Below are 17,532 nucleotides of genomic sequence, written 5' to 3'. Positions count from 1 at the left end.
CGTAACGTAACGATTCAGGGCAAAGCTTTACGCGCGGCCGTAGGCCTCTGCAATGGCGACCTGAATGGCCTCTTCCGGGGTACGGTTGCCCCACGTGACCAGTTGTATCGCCGGGTAATACCGCTCGGCGCTGAGAACGGCGGCGTTGATCATCGTATCGATCTGCTCGGCGCTGGCCATCTGGCCGCCCGCCAGCACCAGACCATAGCGGTAGACCATCAGTTTCTGGTTGGCCCAGTAGGTAAATGCCCCAGCCCAGCACTGATCGTTCATCTTGTTGAGCAGCTCGTAAAGCTGCATTTCCCGTTCGGCCGGCGGTTCCATTTCGAACGAACAGACCATCCGCAGTGTTTCGTCATAGTTGGACCAGGCCAGCGTGATCGAATAGGTCCGCCACTGGCCTTCGACGGCCATGGCAATCTGGTCATCGCCGATGCGGTCAAAATCCCAGTCGTGGTGTTCGGCCAGATGTTCAACAATATCAATCGGATGAAGGTCTTCTTCTAGAAACTGTTCGGAAAGGGCCATAATGCCACCTCGCTCCTTCTCTAGCATTTCGGGGCTGGCAGCGCCCCATTGCTAGTTGCCTGCTCTACAAGCCGGGCTTCCCCCTTAGGCCTGTACTAAATATGGTGCGATGTGGTTGATATTCTGACAACCCCCATTCTTGGGGATAACAGCAATAAGTTGTGGACAGCCTGCAACGGCATCCAAAATATTGGCACTTTGCCCAGCTTTTTCTTGATTAAATTCTGCGACGCGTCAAAATACACCGCATCGCACAACCCGTTAATTCGGATTGCGCGGCAGAAAATTTTGTCCTGAAAACTTGGTCAACGCGGCGCGAACGGAACGTTACTTGTCCAGTTTCGCCTCAAGCGCTGCAATTCGCGCTTCGAGCGCCGCATTTTCTTCGCGCGCTTTCTGGGCCATGGCACGGACGGCATCAAATTCTTCGCGGGTGACGAAATCACGGTCGGCCAGCCAGCGGTCGATCATCGACTTCATCGCGTTTTCGGCCTCTTCCCGCGCGCCCTGTGCCACGCCCATCGCGTTGGTCATCAGCTGGGATACGTCGTCCAGGATTTTGTTGCGGGTTTGCATGTCTCTAACTCCGGTTTCGCGGTTGGTCCCTATATGGGTAAAGAATGAGCCGGACTCAAGGTTGACTTGCCCTGCAAAGCCCGGGCAATGAGACGCACATGCAGGCTGTTCTGAATTTTCCCGATCTGTCGCCCGAATTGTTCTCGATCTCGCTGTTCGGGATGGAGTTCGCGCTGCGATGGTACGCACTGGCTTACATCGCCGGCATTCTGATCGCGTGGCGGATGGCGCTGTCCGCATTGCGTCGCCCTGCCCTGTGGCCCGGCGAGGTGCCGCCTCTGCGCAAGGAACAGCTGGAGGATCTGGTCACGTGGATCATCCTTGGCGTCATTCTGGGCGGACGGCTGGGGTTCGTGCTGTTTTATCAGCCCGGATACTACCTGTCGCATCCGCTGGATATCCTGAAAGTCTGGCAAGGCGGCATGGCCTTTCACGGCGGATTGCTGGGCGTGGTTGTCGCCGCATATCTTTATGCAAGGCGGCATAATATACCGGCGCTGTCTCTGGCCGATCTGATCGCCCACACCGTACCGCCGGGATTGTTGCTTGGGCGACTGGCAAATTTCATCAATGCGGAACTCTGGGGGCGGCCAAGCGATGCGCCATGGGCTATGATCTTTCCCGGCATGGCCGCGCAGGACTGCCCCGGCGTTGTGGCGGGCATGTGCGCGCGCCACCCTTCACAATTGTATGAGGCTGCACTTGAAGGCATCCTGCTTGGCGCGCTTTTGCTGTGGCTGGCCTATCGGCGCGGGGCGTTCCGCAAACCCGGCCTGATCATGGGCGTGTTTCTGGCCGGATACGGCGCGTCGCGTTTTATAGTCGAGTTCTTCCGCCAGCCGGATGCGCAGTTTGTTTCTCCCGGCAACCCGTTGGGTCTTGCGTGGCATGTGGGCGGCTATGGGCTGACGATGGGACAGTTGTTGTCTCTGCCGATGATCGCTCTTGGCCTGTGGTTTGCCCTGCGTGCCCGGGCGGCGAAATGACCCTGACCGATCACCTGCTGGCACGGATCGGGCAGGACGGCCCGATGACGATTGCCGATTACATGAGCGAATGCCTGCTGCATCCTGATTTGGGATACTACACAACCCGCGACCCGCTGGGCGTGCAGGGCGATTTCATTACCGCACCCGAAATAAGCCAGATGTTCGGAGAAATGCTCGGCTTGTGCCTGGCGCAAAGCTGGCTGGATCAGGGAAGTCCGTCGCGGATTGCATTGGTTGAACTCGGTCCCGGTCGCGGAACCCTGATGGCCGATATCCTGCGCGCGACGCGGGAGGTTCCCGGCTTTCATGACGCGGCGCGGGTGCTGTTGCTGGAGGCATCACCCACACTGCGCGCCATGCAGGCGGAGACTCTGAAGGACTACGCACCCGTTTGGATCGACGCGATCGATGAATTGCCAAGCCTTCCCACTTATCTTGTAGCTAATGAGTTCTTTGATGCCCTGCCCATCCGGCAATTCCTGCGTGACGGCGAGGGTTGGCGCGAGCGTCTGATCGGCGCGGATCAGGGTGCGCTGCATTTTGGTCTGGGGCCATTGGGGTCGCAAATTGCCCTGCAAGACCGGCTTGAGGATACAATGGATGGCGATTTGGTCGAGCTTTGCGCAGCTGCGGCGCCTTATCTCACCGAAATTGCCGGTCGCATAGCGGCGTATGGAGGAGTTGGCCTGATCGTGGATTACGGCGACTGGCGATCGCTGGGCGACACGTTGCAGGCACTGCGCGGGCATCAGCGGTCAGACGTGCTGACGGATCCGGGCCAGGCCGACCTGACGGCCCATGTTGATTTCGAACCCCTTGCAGCGGCCAGCCGGACAGCGGGCTGTGCCCACACGCGCCTGACCCCACAGGGCGTTTTCCTTGAGCGGCTGGGGATAACGGCACGCGCGCAAAGACTAGCTCAATCGTTAACCGGTCCGGCACTGGATTCGCTGGTCTCGGCACATCGCCGGTTGACGCATCCCGAGGAAATGGGAAACCTGTTCAAAGTGCTGGGCCTCTATCCGGCAAACGCTTCTCCACCACCGGGACTGGAACCATGACGCTCGAGATTCTGACATCTGATCTTCTTTCCCCTGTCCGACATGGGTTTTTCAGCCGCCGCGGCGGGGCGTCATCCGGAATCTTCTCGGGGCTGAACTGCGGGTACGGGTCGTCTGACCAGACCGACGTTGTAACCGTGAACCGCAGCCGGGTGGCCGATGCGATGGCAGTTGCCCCCGACGCGCTGATCGGTGTGCATCAGGTGCATTCCCCGACCGTCCTGACGGTCGATGCCCCGGTTACCGGTGAGAAGCCAAAGGCGGACGCGGTTGTGACCGCAACGCCCGGGCTGGCCCTGACGATCCTGACGGCCGACTGCCAGCCAGTGCTGTTTGCTGATCCAAACGCAAATGTGATCGGGGCCGCACATGCCGGGTGGCGCGGTGCCCTGGATGGTGTGCTGGAAGCCACGTTGGAGGCCATGGTGGCCCTGGGCGCGCGCCGCGAAGACACCATTGCGGTGATCGGCCCCACGATCTCGCAACGCGCATATGAGGTTGGGCCGGAGTTTTTGGATGACTTTGCCGCGGACTCGCCCGATAACATGCGGTTTTTCGCAAATGGGCAAGGCGATCGGCTTCATTTCGATCTGCCCGCCTTTGGCCTGCACCGGCTGCGGGCGGCGGGTATCGGGCAGGCGGAATGGACACGGCATTGCACCTATTCCGACCCCGAAAGGTTCTATTCCTACCGCCGGTCGACACACGCCAAAGAGGCGGACTACGGGCGCCTGATCTCCGCGATCAGATTGTAGTTTTAGGCAAGATTAAGGCAATTTTGCCGCTTTTCCGCCACATTTGTGGTGTTTATTCTAATCAGAATCGAACGGAAATTATTGTCCGCTGTCAAACAGTTATACGTTTTGACCTTTGATTGGCGCGGCAATGTTAACAAAAGGGAACCGCTTACCTTCAATTTGTCCTCAATTGATCCCGGATCAGCCTTATCGGTGCCGCAAATCAGCGTCACAAATGGTTCACACAAGGGAAAACGGGCCTAAGCCCCAATAATTGAGCAGGACAAAGTTATGAAGACGAGATCACGCTTTCTAAGCGCTGTTTTCGCGGCGATCAGGGATCAAAACCCTGACATGCCATGGAAGCGAGTTTCCAGCAGATCTGTCAGAGTTGCACGCCGTCTGGCGGCGCGGCGCTGATCATGAAGGCCCGCGGAACCATGCTGCCGGTTCCAAGGGCTAATACGTGCAACGGGAGGGTGCTCCGGCCCGATGCACGAGCTGCCACGACCATACTGCGTGGCGCTGATACGGGGCGTGTGTGCGTGAACAATTTCAGTTTGCGTTTGTGTGAGTTTGTCTGGGGGGTCAATGTGTTGACCAAAGTTATGCGATATTGCGTCGCGACGCGCGGGAATTCCGACTGCCGTCCTGTGGTCTCTCGTTTCATTCAAGACAAAGAACAACACCGATCTGGTGGGTCTGCCCTAGGGTTCGGCCTGCATGACCGGTATTTAGAGGGGACGGAATAAATATGACTATTCCAAATTCATTGGCACGCGCCGCCAGAAATGCCGTCGAAACGTCGGCGATGCTGCGCGAAGCCCAACAACCGCCAGTAAAGGCAAAGGCGCAGCTGCGGCGCTACGAAGTCAGCACCTTGCTGAAAAACGGTGAAGTTTCGCAAACCCGCCACATCGCACCGGCGCTGCCCATGTTCGAGGACGCGTTCTGCGCTTTCACGCGCGGTTCGCTGGTCGATACCGAACGCGGACCGATTGCAATCGAAGATCTGATGCCGGGGGATACGGTCCTGACACAGGATGGCACCTCGGAAACCGTGCTGTGGAAAGGATCCGTCACGCTGATTCCAGGACGCGAAGATTCTCGCGGCCGGACGCGGCCATTGACCCGGATCATGGCCGACACGTTCGGGATGCAGAAACCGATGTCCGGTGTCATCGCCGGACCAGCGGCCCGGCTGCTGGGCTGCCCGGCCCATTTGCGCCACCTGCATGGCGGCGCGCCGATTCTGGCACCGGTTCGGGAGTTCCAGGACGGAATGGGCGTTATCGAAACATTGCCGCCCACTCCGGTCGAACTGTTTCATATCTGCCTCAAACGGCATTCGGTGATAAGTGTTGATGGGTTATCTTTTGAGTCTTATCATCCAGGTGTTAATGCTGTTCGGATGATCAGCCACTCTTTGCGGTCGATCTATTTGAACTTGTTTGCTCATATCGAGTCGCTCAACGATTTTGGCCCGCTGCTTATGCCGCGCGCCGGAGATGGAGAGGTGGACGCGATATCAGCGTGAAATGTTAACGATTACTGCATAGTGGGGGCATAATGCAGCTAGTACTCAGTTGGATCTTATCTTTGGCGGTCGCCGCAATGCTGCCGCCGGTTACGGCACATCCAAAACGCGCGGGGGTTACGCCGTCCGGTTCATTCGTTCTTCCAGAACGTCGAAGGGCACGCCGGGCTCGTCTTTTGCGCCGCGGATGACAAGCGACGTCTTGACGCTGGCCACGTTCGGCGTGGTCAGCAAGTCGCCTGTCAGAAACTGCTGAAAGCTGCTGAGATCTGGCGCAACGCATTTCAGGATGAAATCGACTTCGCCGTTCAGCATGTGGCATTCGCGGACCAGTGGCCATTCCCGGCACCGATTTTCGAACGCGCTGAGTTCGGATTCGGCCTGGCTTTCGAGCCCGACCATGGCAAAGACCTGCACTTCGAACCCAAGTTCGCGGGCGTTGACGTCGGCGTGGTAGCCGTGGATCAGGCCTGATTCCTCGAGCGTGCGCACTCGGCGCAGACACGGCGGGGCTGATATTCCCACGCGTTTGGCCAGTTCTACATTGGTCATGCGACCGTCTGCCTGCAATTCCGCCAGAATTTTGCGGTCAATCTCATCCAGCCGTGTGGCGACCATGGAATGCTCCTGAATTTTCAGTTGTTATATCAGCGCCCAGCTAATGCGCAATATTATTTCACCGCCGCGCAATATTGTTTATTTGTAATGCAAAATTGATCGACAACGCCTGACCTGCCTGCCGTACAGGAACCGTCAGGAAGGGGCTTTAAGCCCGATCAAGCGGTCGCTATATCCATCCTCAACGGGCCGAGCGCCCACATCAGGCAGATCGAGTTGGGGGTACCATGGCCGACACAAAACACACCAAGGTTCTGATCATCGGGTCGGGACCGGCCGGATACACGGCCGGCGTTTATGCGAGCCGGGCAATGCTGGAGCCGATCCTGGTACAGGGTATCGAGCCCGGCGGCCAGCTGACCACCACAACCGATGTCGAGAACTATCCCGGCTTTACCGAGGTGCAGGGCCCCGATCTGATGATCAAGATGCAGGAACACGCAGCGGCGATGGGCTGCGAGATCATCGACGACATCATCAGCGATCTGGATATCAGCAAGCGCCCGTTCACCGCGAAGGGTGACAGCGGCACGGTTTACACGGCAGACGCGGTCATTCTTGCCACTGGCGCCCGCGCCAAGTGGCTTGGCCTGCCCTCGGAAGACAAGTTCAAGGGCTTTGGCGTATCTGCCTGCGCCACCTGCGACGGGTTCTTCTATCGTGGACAGGAGATCGTGGTGATCGGTGGCGGCAATACCGCCGTCGAAGAGGCGCTGTTCCTGACCAACTTTGCAAGCAAGGTCACGCTGATTCACCGCCGGGATGAACTGCGGGCAGAAAAAATCCTGCAGGATCGCCTGTTCAAAAACGAAAAGATCGAGGCGCTGTGGTTCCATGAACTGGACGAGGTGATCGGAACCGATGCTCCGCTGGGCGTGGAAGGCGTGCGCGTGAAGAACGTGAAAACCGGCGAGATCACGGAAATTCCTTGCAAGGGCGTATTCGTGGCCATCGGCCACGCTCCGGCCAACGAACTGGTCAAGGACACGCTGGAAACCCATATGGGTGGCTATGTCGTGACCAAACCGGGGTCCAGCGAAACCTCGGTTCCCGGTGTTTTCGCTGCGGGTGACCTGACGGACCATATCTATCGCCAGGCCGTCACCAGCGCCGGAATGGGTTGCATGGCCGCACTGGACGCCGAGCGTTTCCTGGCCGAACAGGAATAAGCAATTGGCTGAATTCACCAGCGCCGCACGGTGAATTCAGTCCTTCGCCCGATGGCCGTCTTGACCGCCGCCCTACCCCGTATCAGACTTTGGGGCACGAAAGGCCGGATATGGGTGGCATCATTGAGTAACGTTCTGTGGCGCGGCGGATGGGCTACCCGTCTTCGGATCGGCAGCGGCCTTGTCCTGTTTACCTTTGCCTTCTTCCATTTCATCAACATTGGCCTGGGCCTGTTTCACACGGATTACCTGCATGGCATGCAGGATGGGCGTCAGGCTGTGACCCGGCACGATGCCGGGGCAATCCTTCTGTATGCGGCGCTGTTCACCCATGCCGGTCTGGCGCTTTATTCCATCGCCCAGCGCAGAACCCTGCGCATGCCGTTCAGCACCGGATTGCAGGTTGTTCTGGGGTTGCTGATCCCGCTGCAGCTGATCTCTCACATTGTTCATACACGGTATGCGCACGAGATTTTCGATGTGAATGACGAGATGGGCTATATCATCATCCTGATGTGGCCCAGCATCGCGATCTGGATGCAAAGCCTGTTGCTGTTGTTGGTCTGGATACATGGCTGTATCGGCCTGCATATGTGGCTGCGCCTGACCCGTTGGTGGTCACGGGCCGTGCCCTATCTGATCGGATTGGCCGTTTTCATCCCAACCTTTGCGCTTGCGGGGCTGCTGACCGAGGGGCGGCGGCTGTGGTTGGATTTCGCCGATGATGACCTTCGCGAGCAGTATATCGAGCACTACAACTGGCCCTCCCCCGAAGCTTTCCAAACCATGTTCGGTGTCAAGAACACCTCGCTAATGGTGTTCTGGGTGGCCCTTGGGGCGACGCTTCTGATCTATTTCGGGCGCAAGATGTGGCGGCGCAGGCATTCGGTGCGTGTCCGGTATGTGGACGGCCCCGAGGTAGTGGCAGAGAAAGGCATGACCCTGCTTGAGATTTCTCAGGCCAACGGCATCCCGCACACTGCATTGTGCGGCGGCAAGGGGCGCTGCACCACCTGCCGTGTAATTGTCGAGAAAGGCGCCGACGATCTTCCGTCCCCCAGTGCAGTCGAGGCACGCAGTCTGAGCGCCGTAAACGCCCCGCAGGGCGCGCGCCTGGCCTGTCAGATTCGCCCGACCGAACCCGCAACCGTGTTCCGCATGTTCCGCCCTGAAGGCCGCCGCGGGCGCGCGCATGCCAGTCAGGGAAAAGAGCGCCAGCTTGCCGTGCTGTTTCTGGACATGCGCGGGTTCACCGCGCGCACGACCGGCCAATTGCCGTATGACATTGTGTTCCTTCTGAACCGGTTCTTTGACGCGATCGTGCCGCCCATCACTGCCCAGGGCGGTGTTGTCGACAAATACATGGGCGATGGGCTGCTGGCCGTGTTTGAAACACCGGATACCGCAAGCTCGGCCCGGGCCGGGCTGAAGGCGGCAGCCGAGATCAGCCAGGCGCTGCAGCAGTTCAACCGTCAGCTTGAGGGCGAAGGCGCACCGGGTGTCCGGATCGGCATGGGTCTGCATCTGGGCGATCTGGTTTTGGGCGAGATCGGCGCTGCCGGTTCGGCTTCTCGCACCATTATCGGGGATGCCGTGAACGTGGCCAGCCGGTTGGAAGCCGAAACCAAGGCACTGGGTGCGGAACTGCTGGTGTCCGAGACGCTTTTGCAGGCGGCGGAGTTTGATTACAGCGTTTCAGACATCCACTTTTTCGAGCTGCGCGGTGTGAGCCACCCGGTGCCGGCCCTGACCGTCAAGCGTGCATCGGAACTTGAGCTGAGCGTCGCGGCATAGGAACACATTCGCTGAATACGGCGGAATTGTTGCCAATTTGAAGAACCTCGATCGCAATTGCATTCCAAACATGGAAAATCCTTCCAATCCGGGAGAATTCGACGCATATCGTCCTTTGTTTCATGAAGGTATATGGACTCCGGGCCTGCATCGGGGCACATGCGCCGCGACGACAGGCAACACCACACTGTAATAAGAGTATTCTGATGACGATGTTAAGCAATCTGGCACCGATCCCTGAACTGTACGTATCCTATGACTCGGCCCAGAAACTGAAGGTCGAAGCCGCCGATCTGACAAGCTGGGACCTGAGCCCGCGCCAGATCTGCGATCTGGAGCTGCTGATGAATGGTGGGTTCAACCCGCTCAAGGGTTTCCTGTCCGAGGCCGACTACGACAACGTCGTGGAAAACATGCGCCTGGCTGACGGCACCCTGTGGCCGATGCCGATTACGCTGGATGTCAGCGAAGATTTTGCCGAGAACATCGAACTGGGTCAGGACATTGCCCTGCGCGACCAGGAAGGTGTCATTCTGGGCACCATGACCGTGACCGACCGCTGGACACCGGACAAGGCGCGTGAGGCCGAGAAAGTCTTTGGCGCGGACGACGACGCGCACCCGGCCGTGAACTATCTGCACAACGTGGCCGGCAAGGTATATCTGGGCGGCCCCGTTGTCGGCATTCAGCAACCGGTCCACTACGATTTTCGCGCCCGCCGCGACACCCCGAACGAGCTGCGCGCCTATTTCCGCAAGCTGGGCTGGCGCCGCATCGTGGCGTTCCAGACCCGTAACCCGCTGCACCGTGCACATCAGGAACTGACCTTCCGCGCCGCCAAGGAGGCGCAGGCCAACCTGCTGATCCATCCGGTTGTCGGCATGACCAAGCCGGGTGATGTCGATCACTTTACCCGCGTCCGCTGCTACGAGGCGGTACTGGACAAGTATCCCGCATCCACCACATCGATGTCGCTGCTGAACCTGGCGATGCGCATGGCCGGCCCGCGCGAGGCGGTCTGGCACGGCCTGATCCGCGCCAACCACGGCTGCACCCATTTCATCGTGGGCCGCGACCATGCCGGCCCCGGCAAGAACAGCCAGGGCGAGGATTTCTATGGCCCCTACGACGCGCAGGATCTGTTCCGCCAGTTTCAGGACGAAATCGGCGTCGAGATGGTCGACTTCAAACACATGGTCTATGTTCAGGAGCGTGCTCAGTACGAGCCGAATGACGAGATCCTGGACAAGGACAAGGTCACGATCCTAAACATCTCGGGCACCGAACTGCGCCGCCGTCTTGCCGAAGGTCTGGAAATCCCCGAATGGTTCAGCTTCCCCGAAGTCGTTGCAGAACTGCGCAAGACCAAGCCGCCGCGCAGCCAGCAGGGCTTTACGGTGTTCTTCACCGGTTTCTCGGGCTCGGGCAAGTCCACTATCGCCAACGCGCTTATGGTCAAGCTGATGGAAATGGGCGGCCGCCCGGTGACTTTGCTGGACGGTGACATTGTGCGTAAGAACCTGTCATCGGAACTGGGCTTCTCGAAGGAACACCGGGATCTAAACATCCGCCGCATCGGCTATGTGGCGTCTGAAATCACCAAGAACGGTGGCATCGCCATCTGCGCGCCGATCGCGCCTTATGCCACAACCCGCCGCGCGGTTCGCGAAGAGATCGAACAGTTCGGCGCGTTCTGCGAGGTTCACGTGGCCACCACGATTGAGGAATGCGAGCGCCGCGACCGCAAGGGCCTGTACAAGCTGGCGCGGGAAGGCAAGATCAAGGAGTTCACCGGTATCTCGGACCCTTACGACGTACCGCAGAACCCGGAACTGCGCGTTGAAACCGAGAATGTCGAGGTCGACAACTGCGCCCACCAGGTACTGCTGAAACTGGAAAGCATGGGCCTGATTGCCGCGACCTGAGCCGGTTTCAGAACCTGAACACGGAAGCCCCCGGTCTATGCCGGGGGTTATCTTCTCTCAACTTCCGGAATTCAGTTCCGCGCGAAGCGCCTCGACTGCGCGGCGCTCGAAGGCGCCAAATTCGGCGGCTTTGGCCTGAATGGCCTGCACATGCGGCAGACGGGCGGTGAAATCCTCTGGCGATGCATCCGCAATCGCCTGCTGAATTTCAGCCTTGGATTCGCACAGGATCATGCCCGAAGTGTCCATAAAGTCGTCGATATTCGGGCATCCCCAGTAGATCGGCACGGTCGAACACAGGATCGCATCGATCAGCTTTTCCGAGAAGTAGTTCCGTTCCCGGACGTTCTCGATAACCACCGAGTACCGGTATGGGGCCAGACCATCGGACTTGTTTTCAAACGGTTTGTAACCCCGGCCCATTACATCGACATCCGCGCCACTTTCCCGGACCCAGTCAATCAGTTCGTGCCGCAATTCATGCCCAACCTGATCCCGTTTGGCCGACGCGATGAGGGAACAGGAGCGTTTTTTTTCAGTTTTCAGATCCTGCCAGTCCAACACCTGCGTATCGCCGTAGGGCAGGAACACGGCGTTCGGGATGGTCTGCAGAAGGATGTCGTGAAAGGTGAACACCCGGAAAAAGCGGCGATGGGTCCAGCGCAGCATCCGGTCGTGCTTGGCGTGAATGGCCGAAGGTTCCCCCATCATCAACGAAATGCGCGCGCGTGTGCCGCGGCGCAGGCGCAGATGTACGGTAGAGTTGGGGTACATGATCAGGTGATCGGTGCGCTCGAGGTCACCGATGGTCTTGCCGGTCAGGCGCTCTGGGCAGCCCTCGGGCCAGATGAGATCGGACAGGGGAACTGCCCCCAGTTTCGGCCCAAGACGGTGGCCGTATGGCAAAATGGCAATCGCGGGACGGGTCATTGCAATGTCTCTGGCAGGTCGACCTGACCACGCATCAGGACATGGCCGCGACCGGCAACCCTGATCCCGGTCATCGCGTCCGGGGGGCCAATTCGCGTGACAGTCGCCTGTCCGGGGCGGCCCATGTCGTGCCCCTGCTCTGCCACAAAGGTGTCCTTCGGCATCAGGCCGTATTTCCACAGGTAAGCCGCCATGGCGCCCGTGGCCGAGCCGGTGAACGGATCCTCTGGCGGGCTGGGTGGCGCCAGCAGCAGGCGCGAGAATGTGTCACCTTCAGACGTTGCACCCTTCAGCGTCACAAGGAAGGGTTCGGCCATATCTGAGCCCGAAAAACCTGCCTTCTCGGCCACCTTGCGCAGAGGCTCTTCGGACAGTTTTGCGGCCCGCAGGGCATCATGATCGCGCAACACGGTGATGCAGAACGGCAATCCGGTCGACACGAACTGGGGCGGGGAGATGATGGCGCTTTCCGAAAGGCCGATCGCGGCGGCAACAAGTTCCGCCGGCACGTGCTGGCCAAATTGGGGGGCAACCTGCGTCATCTCAATTTCATCGCCGTTCAGGTTGATCGATACGATCCCTGCCCCGGTTTCCAGCGTCAGGCTGTCACCTTCGAACAACCCGCGCGACCGCATGGCTGCTACGGTGGCGATTGTGGGATGCCCGGCAAATGGGATTTCGCGGCTGGCCAGGAAGTAACGCACATGCACATCAGCGACTTCCGAAGGGCCGGTGAAGGTGCATTCCACAAGCGAGGTTTCGCGGACATAGGCCATGCACACTCCCTGCGACAGCACAGCACCACCGTGGACCACGGCACAACCGTTTCCGCCAAATGCCCGGTCACTGAAGGCGTCCACCCAGTCAAAATCGAACCAGCTCATGCGTCACTTTCCCCGAACGATATGAATTACGGGCGCATCCGGCCCTTCCGGTTCGCATGTGTCGCCGCTATGGCGGTGATTGTCACGCTAAAATCAGCCGGAGGCGGGGCCGTTCAGTGAACGGCCACCGGTGAAAAGTCATGTTCACGGGCCAGGACAAAGGCCAGTTTCCGGTCGGCGACCAGCGCCAATTGCTGCCCGTCGGAATCGTGAACCGCATAAAGCTGATCCAGATCACCAGCCTGCTCTCGCACTTCCAAGGGAAGATCGGCAACATCGACCGCTTTGACATACACGATCCGGTCGCCTTCAGTGTTAATCTCAATCGGTGTATTCATTGCTCTTACCCCTTCCTTATGTTGATCGTCTGCACCACGGTTTCCGGCACGGCGCGGGTCAGATCCACGTGCAGCAGACCGTTTTCCATGATCGCCTCGCCGACCTCGACCCCGTCTGCCAGCACAAACATGCGCTGAAACTGACGCGCCGCAATGCCACGGTGCAAAAAGATGCGCCCCTCACTGTCGTCGCGTTGACGGCCCCGGATCACCAACTGGCGATCCTCGATGGTGATCGACAGATCTTGTTCCGCGAACCCAGCCACGGCCAGGGTGATGCGATACGAAAAATCCGATGTCTGTTCGATGTTATAGGGCGGGTATCCTTCGTTGCCAGCCTTTGCAGACCGTTCCAGAAGGCGTTCCAACTGCTCGAACCCCAAAAGATGCGGGTATGAGCCAAGAGTAAGTTTTGACACGTTTTCTCGTCCTTTTATGTCAAAGCGACGGATGGTGCGGCCCCGTTGCGGCAACCGCGTGTTATAGAATATGGGAATATGCAGGGATGTCCACAAGGTCTGGCCCGATAAACCCTGACACACTATCTTGTGTGGAAAGCACCACAACTACGACTGAGTCGCCTATGAATGCGCCTACCGATCTTTCCATGAAAACTGATGAGGTTTTGCGGGTTGAACTTGAGGTTTTCCGACGTCAGCACCGCGATCTGGACGAAGCGATCGAGGCGCTGCAGGCAACGGGTACCTCGGACCAGCTGACCATCAAACGTCTGAAAAAGCAGAAACTGCGGCTGAAGGACATCATCCGGCTGATCGAGGACCGCCTGACCCCCGACATCATCGCCTGACGCATTGCCAGACAGGTGGATTTGGCTATAGTGCGCGCTCTTTGAAAAGCCGGGGAAAATGCGGATGGGTGAGATCAAGGTAGGCATCATCATGGGCAGCCAGTCGGACTGGCCCACGATGAAGGAAGCCGCGGATATTCTGGACGAACTGGGTGTTGCCTACGAGGCGCGCATCGTGTCGGCCCACCGCACGCCGGATCGCCTGTGGGACTATGGCAAAACCGCTGTGTCGCGCGGCTTGCAGGTGATCATTGCGGGTGCCGGCGGGGCCGCGCATCTTCCGGGCATGATGGCTTCGAAGACACGGGTTCCGGTGATCGGAGTGCCGGTTCAGACGCGGGCCCTGTCGGGTGTCGATTCCCTCTATTCCATCGTTCAGATGCCGAAAGGGTTTCCGGTGGCGACCATGGCCATCGGATCGGCGGGTGGTGCCAATGCCGGGTTGATGGCTGCTGGTATCCTGGCTCTGCAGGATGCCGAACTGGCCGGACGGCTGGATGCCTGGCGCGAGGCGCTGTCGGCCTCTATCCCCGAGGAGCCTGCCGATGACTGAAGCATTGCAAACCGGGGCTCGGATCGGAATTCTGGGCGGTGGCCAGCTGGGCCGGATGCTGTCGGTCGCAGCGGCCCGTCTGGGGTTTGTAACGCATATATTTGAGCCGGGCGCGAACCCGCCTGCTGGCCACGTCGCTGACCGCGTGACCACTGCCGCCTATGACGATGCCGACGCCCTGCGTGCCTTTGCCGAAGACGTGGATGTCATCACCTATGAGTTCGAGAACATCCCGACTGAGGCACTGGATCTGCTGGAAGCGCATCGCCCCATTCGCCCGGGCCGCGAAGCCCTGCGGGTCAGTCAGGACCGGCTGACCGAGAAGAGCTTTCTGCAGGGACTGGGCCTGAAAACGGCACCCTTCGCCGACATCACAGATCTGGACAGCCTGCGCGCAGCGATTGATGAGATTGGCACACCCGCCATTCTGAAAACCCGCCGGTTCGGCTATGACGGCAAAGGTCAAGCCCGGCTGCGCGCGCCCGACGACGCCGAATCCGCACTGGCCGAAATGGCGGGCGCGCCTGCTATTTTGGAAGGCTTCGTGGATTTCTCGCACGAGGTGTCCGCCATCGCCGCCCGTGGTCTGGACGGTCAGGTTGCCTGTTTCGATCCCGGTGAAAACGTCCACCGTGACGGTATCCTGCATACAACGACCGTACCGGCGCGGCTGTCGCCGTCGCAGCGCACGGATGCCGTGCTGCTGGCGGCCAATATTCTGAACGCGCTGGATTATGTCGGGGTGATGGGCGTTGAACTGTTTGTCACGGCCGAGGGTCTTATCGTCAACGAGATCGCCCCGCGTGTTCACAACTCGGGACATTGGACCCAGAATGGATGCGCCGTGGATCAGTTCGAACAGCACATCCGCGCTGTCGCAGGGTGGCCTCTGGGGGATGGCCAGCGGCATTCCGACGTGGTCATGGAGAACCTGATCGGCGCCGATATGGACCGTGTGCCCGATCTGGCCCGCGAACGGGATGTGGCGCTGCATCTCTACGGCAAGGCCGACGTCAAGGCAGGCCGCAAGATGGGCCATTTCAACCGTGTCATCCGCTGAGGGGTATCGAGCCGGCGTGCGATGCCTCAGTCGAAGCTATTCCTGAACAATAGAAAACGCAGCGCGCTTATGCCACCAGGCGCGCCGCGATGTCCCCGGACATGTAGCTGACGCGCCCACCCGCCAGAGTGGCCGCGACACGGTTGGTGGCGGTTTCCAAGATCACCAGATCGGCCCGTTTGCCCGGTGCAAGCGTGCCGCGATCCGTCAGACCCAGCACCTGCGCAGGCCCTGACGAGACCAGCGCCCAGGCCCCGGCCAAATCCAGCAGACCGCTTTTGGCCAGCATCAGGGCCGCGCGGCGCGGGCTGGGGTAATGGTAATCCGACGCCAGCGCGTCGCACAGGCCGATCGTGATCAGGTCAAGCGCGCTGGCATTGCCTTTGTGCGAGCCGCCCCGCACCACGTTCGGAGACCCCAGTATGACGTGATCACCGGCAGCACGGGCCGCCTCGGCGGCTTCCAGCGTTTCGGGAAACTCTGATATCCGGGCCCCACGCGCGCGCCAGTCTGCCCGGGCCCGGGCCGTGGCGTCGTCATGACTGCCCAACCGGACACCGCGATCGGACAGCTTGGCGCAAAGCTGTTCCAGCGCTGCCGGTACTTCCCCTGACCGGGCATGCATTTCTTGCAGCATTTCGAGATGCGCTTCAGGGCTGCGCCCGGCCTTGAGCGCCTGCCCGGTCAGACGCGGCGGTGTGCGTCCTTGCGCCAGGCGGTCATGCGGCAGATGGTCATTGAACACCACATAAGGCACCTGCCACCGGGCAATACGCTCGGGCAGGTCCGCATAGTCGTCCAGCATGTGGGTTTCAAACCGCAACTGGGGTAACAGATCCGTCACGACGGTATCCCTGACCCCGGCAATCGCGTCAAAGACCTGGCCCGCAAATCCCGGGCCACGCACGCCGCCCTCCCAGCTATGGAACTGGGCCAGCACGGCTGTGGTAATACCATTGGCGGCCAGTTCCGCCTCGGCCGACACCAGACCTTCGGCCATTTGCTTCATCGCTCCGCGACGCGGCGCAAGATGACGCTCAAACCCGTCCCCGTGCAGATCGACGATCCCCGGCAGGATGGTGTATCCCGACAGATCGATCTGCCGTCCGGCCCCCGAGGACTGAATGATCCCGTCCGCCACGGCCAGTTCGGTTCGCGTCACTTCGTGACCTGACACAAGAACATCCGCCCGGGTGAAGGTCAGTTCAAGTGCGGTCATCGCGTCGGCTCCGACAGAGGTTCTGAACAGTCCTCTCCGATACAGATCTCGTCAATGACATTCATGACACCGTCGAGCCAGGTGATCTGCGGATCAAAGCGGCCAAACTCGATAAAATGCAGCGACTGCGCCATGACCCGGGGGTTGTTCATCATGAAGGTATGGGTCACAGGCAATACGATGTGATCGGCCATGCCTGCGACACGGGTGGTTCGCACTGACACCTTTCCATCATCCCGCCCCTCGATCATCGACGAAAACAAAGGGTTCAGCGAGTTTTCTCCCGCGATTACGCCAAGATCGAATTCGACCGGCGGCAACTGGCCGGGAATACCCTCCGGTCCCGTTCCCAGCGCCAACCCGGCGGGACCGTTGAGCATACCGAAGACCTCCCATGAGCCTAGTTCATCAACCAGTTGGCTGCCCTGGTTTGGCGGGCCCAGCATGACCACGCGGCCCAGGTTGTCCGGTGTATTGTCCTGCAGCCAGTACCGCAGAAGAATCCCGCCCATCGAATGGGCCACGACATTTGCGGTCTCGTCCCCGCAGGCGGCAAGGGCGCCCGGCACGGTTTGCCGGGCCAGTTCGGGTATGGGCAGATCCGTTGACGGGTAATCCGGACGCACGACTTTGTAGCCGTGGGCGCTAAACAATTGCTCCATCACCGAAAACGAAGCCTTGGTTCGCGCAAGCCCATGCAGCAAAACAACGCATTTCGCGCTGGCTAAAGATGGAGCGAGGCAAAGAAGCAATACGACCAGAAATCTCATAGCCGCCAGATAAGGCTTATCGTGGATCGTGAAAAC

General features: G+C 59.7%; 19 protein-coding genes. 10 read left to right on the top strand and 9 right to left on the bottom strand.

The window, feature by feature from the left end:
• Nucleotides 1-27: 27 nt before the first annotated feature.
• Entirely contained in the window at nucleotides 28-528 is a 501-nt protein-coding gene (locus AC2FIR_RS08680; protein WP_170614734.1) for a type III secretion system chaperone family protein, read from the bottom strand.
• A gap of 327 nt (nucleotides 529-855) precedes the next feature.
• Nucleotides 856-1,104 carry an accessory factor UbiK family protein gene (locus tag AC2FIR_RS08675; RefSeq protein ID WP_050604795.1) on the bottom strand — a complete coding sequence of 83 codons (249 nt, stop codon included), beginning with the start codon at nucleotides 1,102-1,104 and terminating at the stop codon, nucleotides 856-858.
• Between the two features lie 98 nt (nucleotides 1,105-1,202).
• Between AC2FIR_RS08675 and lgt the strand changes: the two genes are divergently transcribed.
• The 4 genes from lgt to AC2FIR_RS08655 all read left to right on the top strand — a co-directional run bounded on the left by lgt (nucleotide 1,203) and on the right by AC2FIR_RS08655 (nucleotide 5,428).
• Nucleotides 1,203-2,090 carry a prolipoprotein diacylglyceryl transferase gene (gene lgt, locus AC2FIR_RS08670; protein WP_496762135.1) on the top strand — a complete coding sequence of 296 codons (888 nt, stop codon included), beginning with the start codon at nucleotides 1,203-1,205 and terminating at the stop codon, nucleotides 2,088-2,090.
• Nucleotides 2,087-3,154 carry a class I SAM-dependent methyltransferase gene (locus AC2FIR_RS08665; protein ID WP_170614736.1) on the top strand — a complete coding sequence of 356 codons (1,068 nt, stop codon included), beginning with the start codon at nucleotides 2,087-2,089 and terminating at the stop codon, nucleotides 3,152-3,154. Before lgt ends, AC2FIR_RS08665 begins: the two co-directional genes overlap by 4 nt.
• Nucleotides 3,151-3,909: a peptidoglycan editing factor PgeF gene (gene pgeF, locus AC2FIR_RS08660; RefSeq protein ID WP_496762133.1), complete on the top strand. Its 759-nt coding sequence runs from the start codon at nucleotides 3,151-3,153 to the stop codon at nucleotides 3,907-3,909. The genes AC2FIR_RS08665 and pgeF overlap by 4 nt, the downstream gene beginning before the upstream one ends.
• Before the next feature lie 736 nt (nucleotides 3,910-4,645).
• Nucleotides 4,646-5,428, top strand: a complete 783-nt coding sequence (locus AC2FIR_RS08655; RefSeq protein ID WP_170614738.1) for a Hint domain-containing protein — start codon at nucleotides 4,646-4,648, stop codon at nucleotides 5,426-5,428.
• 117 nt (nucleotides 5,429-5,545) lie between these two features.
• On the opposite strand, the gene AC2FIR_RS08650 is transcribed toward AC2FIR_RS08655, so the two are convergent.
• Nucleotides 5,546-6,046, bottom strand: a complete 501-nt coding sequence (locus AC2FIR_RS08650; RefSeq protein ID WP_170619551.1) for an Lrp/AsnC family transcriptional regulator — start codon at nucleotides 6,044-6,046, stop codon at nucleotides 5,546-5,548.
• Between the two features lie 227 nt (nucleotides 6,047-6,273).
• On the opposite strand from AC2FIR_RS08650, the gene trxB reads away from it, so the two are divergent.
• The 3 genes from trxB (at nucleotide 6,274) to AC2FIR_RS08635 (ending at nucleotide 10,934) form a co-directional block, all read left to right on the top strand.
• Nucleotides 6,274-7,215, top strand: a complete 942-nt coding sequence (trxB, locus tag AC2FIR_RS08645) for a thioredoxin-disulfide reductase (protein WP_496746448.1) — start codon at nucleotides 6,274-6,276, stop codon at nucleotides 7,213-7,215.
• A 123-nt stretch (nucleotides 7,216-7,338) separates the two neighbouring features.
• Nucleotides 7,339-9,009: an adenylate/guanylate cyclase domain-containing protein gene (locus tag AC2FIR_RS08640; protein WP_496715955.1), complete on the top strand. Its 1,671-nt coding sequence runs from the start codon at nucleotides 7,339-7,341 to the stop codon at nucleotides 9,007-9,009.
• 206 nt (nucleotides 9,010-9,215) lie between these two features.
• Entirely contained in the window at nucleotides 9,216-10,934 is a 1,719-nt protein-coding gene (locus AC2FIR_RS08635) for a bifunctional sulfate adenylyltransferase/adenylylsulfate kinase (protein ID WP_170807918.1), read from the top strand.
• Nucleotides 10,935-10,991: 57 nt separating this feature from the next.
• Here AC2FIR_RS08635 and AC2FIR_RS08630 read toward each other — a convergent pair whose 3' ends face one another.
• From AC2FIR_RS08630 to AC2FIR_RS08615, 4 genes are all read right to left on the bottom strand, one after another.
• Nucleotides 10,992-11,864 carry a glycosyltransferase family 10 domain-containing protein gene (locus AC2FIR_RS08630; protein ID WP_496746446.1) on the bottom strand — a complete coding sequence of 291 codons (873 nt, stop codon included), beginning with the start codon at nucleotides 11,862-11,864 and terminating at the stop codon, nucleotides 10,992-10,994.
• The gene (locus AC2FIR_RS08625) at nucleotides 11,861-12,748 is read right to left on the bottom strand and encodes a PhzF family phenazine biosynthesis protein (RefSeq protein ID WP_496746444.1); all 888 of its coding nucleotides are present in this window, start codon (nucleotides 12,746-12,748) and stop codon (nucleotides 11,861-11,863) included. Before AC2FIR_RS08625 ends, AC2FIR_RS08630 begins: the two co-directional genes overlap by 4 nt.
• A gap of 113 nt (nucleotides 12,749-12,861) precedes the next feature.
• Nucleotides 12,862-13,086, bottom strand: a complete 225-nt coding sequence (locus AC2FIR_RS08620; protein WP_170614745.1) for a DUF1150 family protein — start codon at nucleotides 13,084-13,086, stop codon at nucleotides 12,862-12,864.
• Nucleotides 13,087-13,091: 5 nt separating this feature from the next.
• On the bottom strand, nucleotides 13,092-13,505 hold the full coding sequence (locus tag AC2FIR_RS08615) for an Hsp20 family protein (protein WP_058280036.1): 414 nt from the start codon (nucleotides 13,503-13,505) through the stop codon (nucleotides 13,092-13,094).
• 164 nt (nucleotides 13,506-13,669) lie between these two features.
• Between AC2FIR_RS08615 and AC2FIR_RS08610 the strand changes: the two genes are divergently transcribed.
• From AC2FIR_RS08610 to AC2FIR_RS08600, 3 genes are all read left to right on the top strand, one after another.
• Complete coding sequence (locus tag AC2FIR_RS08610; protein ID WP_037308505.1) at nucleotides 13,670-13,894, top strand: YdcH family protein; 225 nt, start codon at nucleotides 13,670-13,672, stop codon at nucleotides 13,892-13,894.
• A gap of 64 nt (nucleotides 13,895-13,958) precedes the next feature.
• A complete protein-coding gene (gene purE / locus AC2FIR_RS08605) occupies nucleotides 13,959-14,447 on the top strand; it encodes a 5-(carboxyamino)imidazole ribonucleotide mutase (protein ID WP_170614746.1) in 489 nt (162 codons plus the stop codon).
• A complete protein-coding gene (locus AC2FIR_RS08600) occupies nucleotides 14,440-15,507 on the top strand; it encodes a 5-(carboxyamino)imidazole ribonucleotide synthase (RefSeq protein WP_496746442.1) in 1,068 nt (355 codons plus the stop codon). The genes purE and AC2FIR_RS08600 overlap by 8 nt, the downstream gene beginning before the upstream one ends.
• A gap of 67 nt (nucleotides 15,508-15,574) precedes the next feature.
• Here AC2FIR_RS08600 and AC2FIR_RS08595 read toward each other — a convergent pair whose 3' ends face one another.
• The gene (locus tag AC2FIR_RS08595) at nucleotides 15,575-16,726 is read right to left on the bottom strand and encodes an alpha-D-ribose 1-methylphosphonate 5-triphosphate diphosphatase (protein ID WP_170614748.1); all 1,152 of its coding nucleotides are present in this window, start codon (nucleotides 16,724-16,726) and stop codon (nucleotides 15,575-15,577) included.
• On the bottom strand, nucleotides 16,723-17,496 hold the full coding sequence (locus tag AC2FIR_RS08590; protein WP_170614749.1) for an esterase/lipase family protein: 774 nt from the start codon (nucleotides 17,494-17,496) through the stop codon (nucleotides 16,723-16,725). Before AC2FIR_RS08590 ends, AC2FIR_RS08595 begins: the two co-directional genes overlap by 4 nt.
• Between the last annotated feature and the right edge of the window lie 36 nt (nucleotides 17,497-17,532).

This window comes from Ruegeria sp. CDSB136 (assembly GCF_059610965.1).
The sequence above is the reverse complement of the archived record's forward strand: the minus strand, read 5'-3'. Positions and strand labels throughout refer to the sequence as shown.

Coding starts and splice junctions, on each gene's coding strand:
- AC2FIR_RS08680 (WP_170614734.1), bottom strand. CDS start 528: ATGGCCCTTTCCGAACAGTTTCTAGAAGAAGACCTTCATCCGATTGAT.
- AC2FIR_RS08675 (WP_050604795.1), bottom strand. CDS start 1,104: ATGCAAACCCGCAACAAAATCCTGGACGACGTATCCCAGCTGATGACC.
- lgt (WP_496762135.1), top strand. CDS start 1,203: ATGCAGGCTGTTCTGAATTTTCCCGATCTGTCGCCCGAATTGTTCTCG.
- AC2FIR_RS08665 (WP_170614736.1), top strand. CDS start 2,087: ATGACCCTGACCGATCACCTGCTGGCACGGATCGGGCAGGACGGCCCG.
- pgeF (WP_496762133.1), top strand. CDS start 3,151: ATGACGCTCGAGATTCTGACATCTGATCTTCTTTCCCCTGTCCGACAT.
- AC2FIR_RS08655 (WP_170614738.1), top strand. CDS start 4,646: ATGACTATTCCAAATTCATTGGCACGCGCCGCCAGAAATGCCGTCGAA.
- AC2FIR_RS08650 (WP_170619551.1), bottom strand. CDS start 6,046: ATGGTCGCCACACGGCTGGATGAGATTGACCGCAAAATTCTGGCGGAA.
- trxB (WP_496746448.1), top strand. CDS start 6,274: ATGGCCGACACAAAACACACCAAGGTTCTGATCATCGGGTCGGGACCG.
- AC2FIR_RS08635 (WP_170807918.1), top strand. CDS start 9,216: ATGACGATGTTAAGCAATCTGGCACCGATCCCTGAACTGTACGTATCC.
- AC2FIR_RS08630 (WP_496746446.1), bottom strand. CDS start 11,864: ATGACCCGTCCCGCGATTGCCATTTTGCCATACGGCCACCGTCTTGGG.
- AC2FIR_RS08625 (WP_496746444.1), bottom strand. CDS start 12,748: ATGAGCTGGTTCGATTTTGACTGGGTGGACGCCTTCAGTGACCGGGCA.
- AC2FIR_RS08620 (WP_170614745.1), bottom strand. CDS start 13,086: ATGAATACACCGATTGAGATTAACACTGAAGGCGACCGGATCGTGTAT.
- AC2FIR_RS08610 (WP_037308505.1), top strand. CDS start 13,670: ATGAATGCGCCTACCGATCTTTCCATGAAAACTGATGAGGTTTTGCGG.
- purE (WP_170614746.1), top strand. CDS start 13,959: ATGGGTGAGATCAAGGTAGGCATCATCATGGGCAGCCAGTCGGACTGG.
- AC2FIR_RS08600 (WP_496746442.1), top strand. CDS start 14,440: ATGACTGAAGCATTGCAAACCGGGGCTCGGATCGGAATTCTGGGCGGT.
- AC2FIR_RS08595 (WP_170614748.1), bottom strand. CDS start 16,726: ATGACCGCACTTGAACTGACCTTCACCCGGGCGGATGTTCTTGTGTCA.
- AC2FIR_RS08590 (WP_170614749.1), bottom strand. CDS start 17,496: ATGAGATTTCTGGTCGTATTGCTTCTTTGCCTCGCTCCATCTTTAGCC.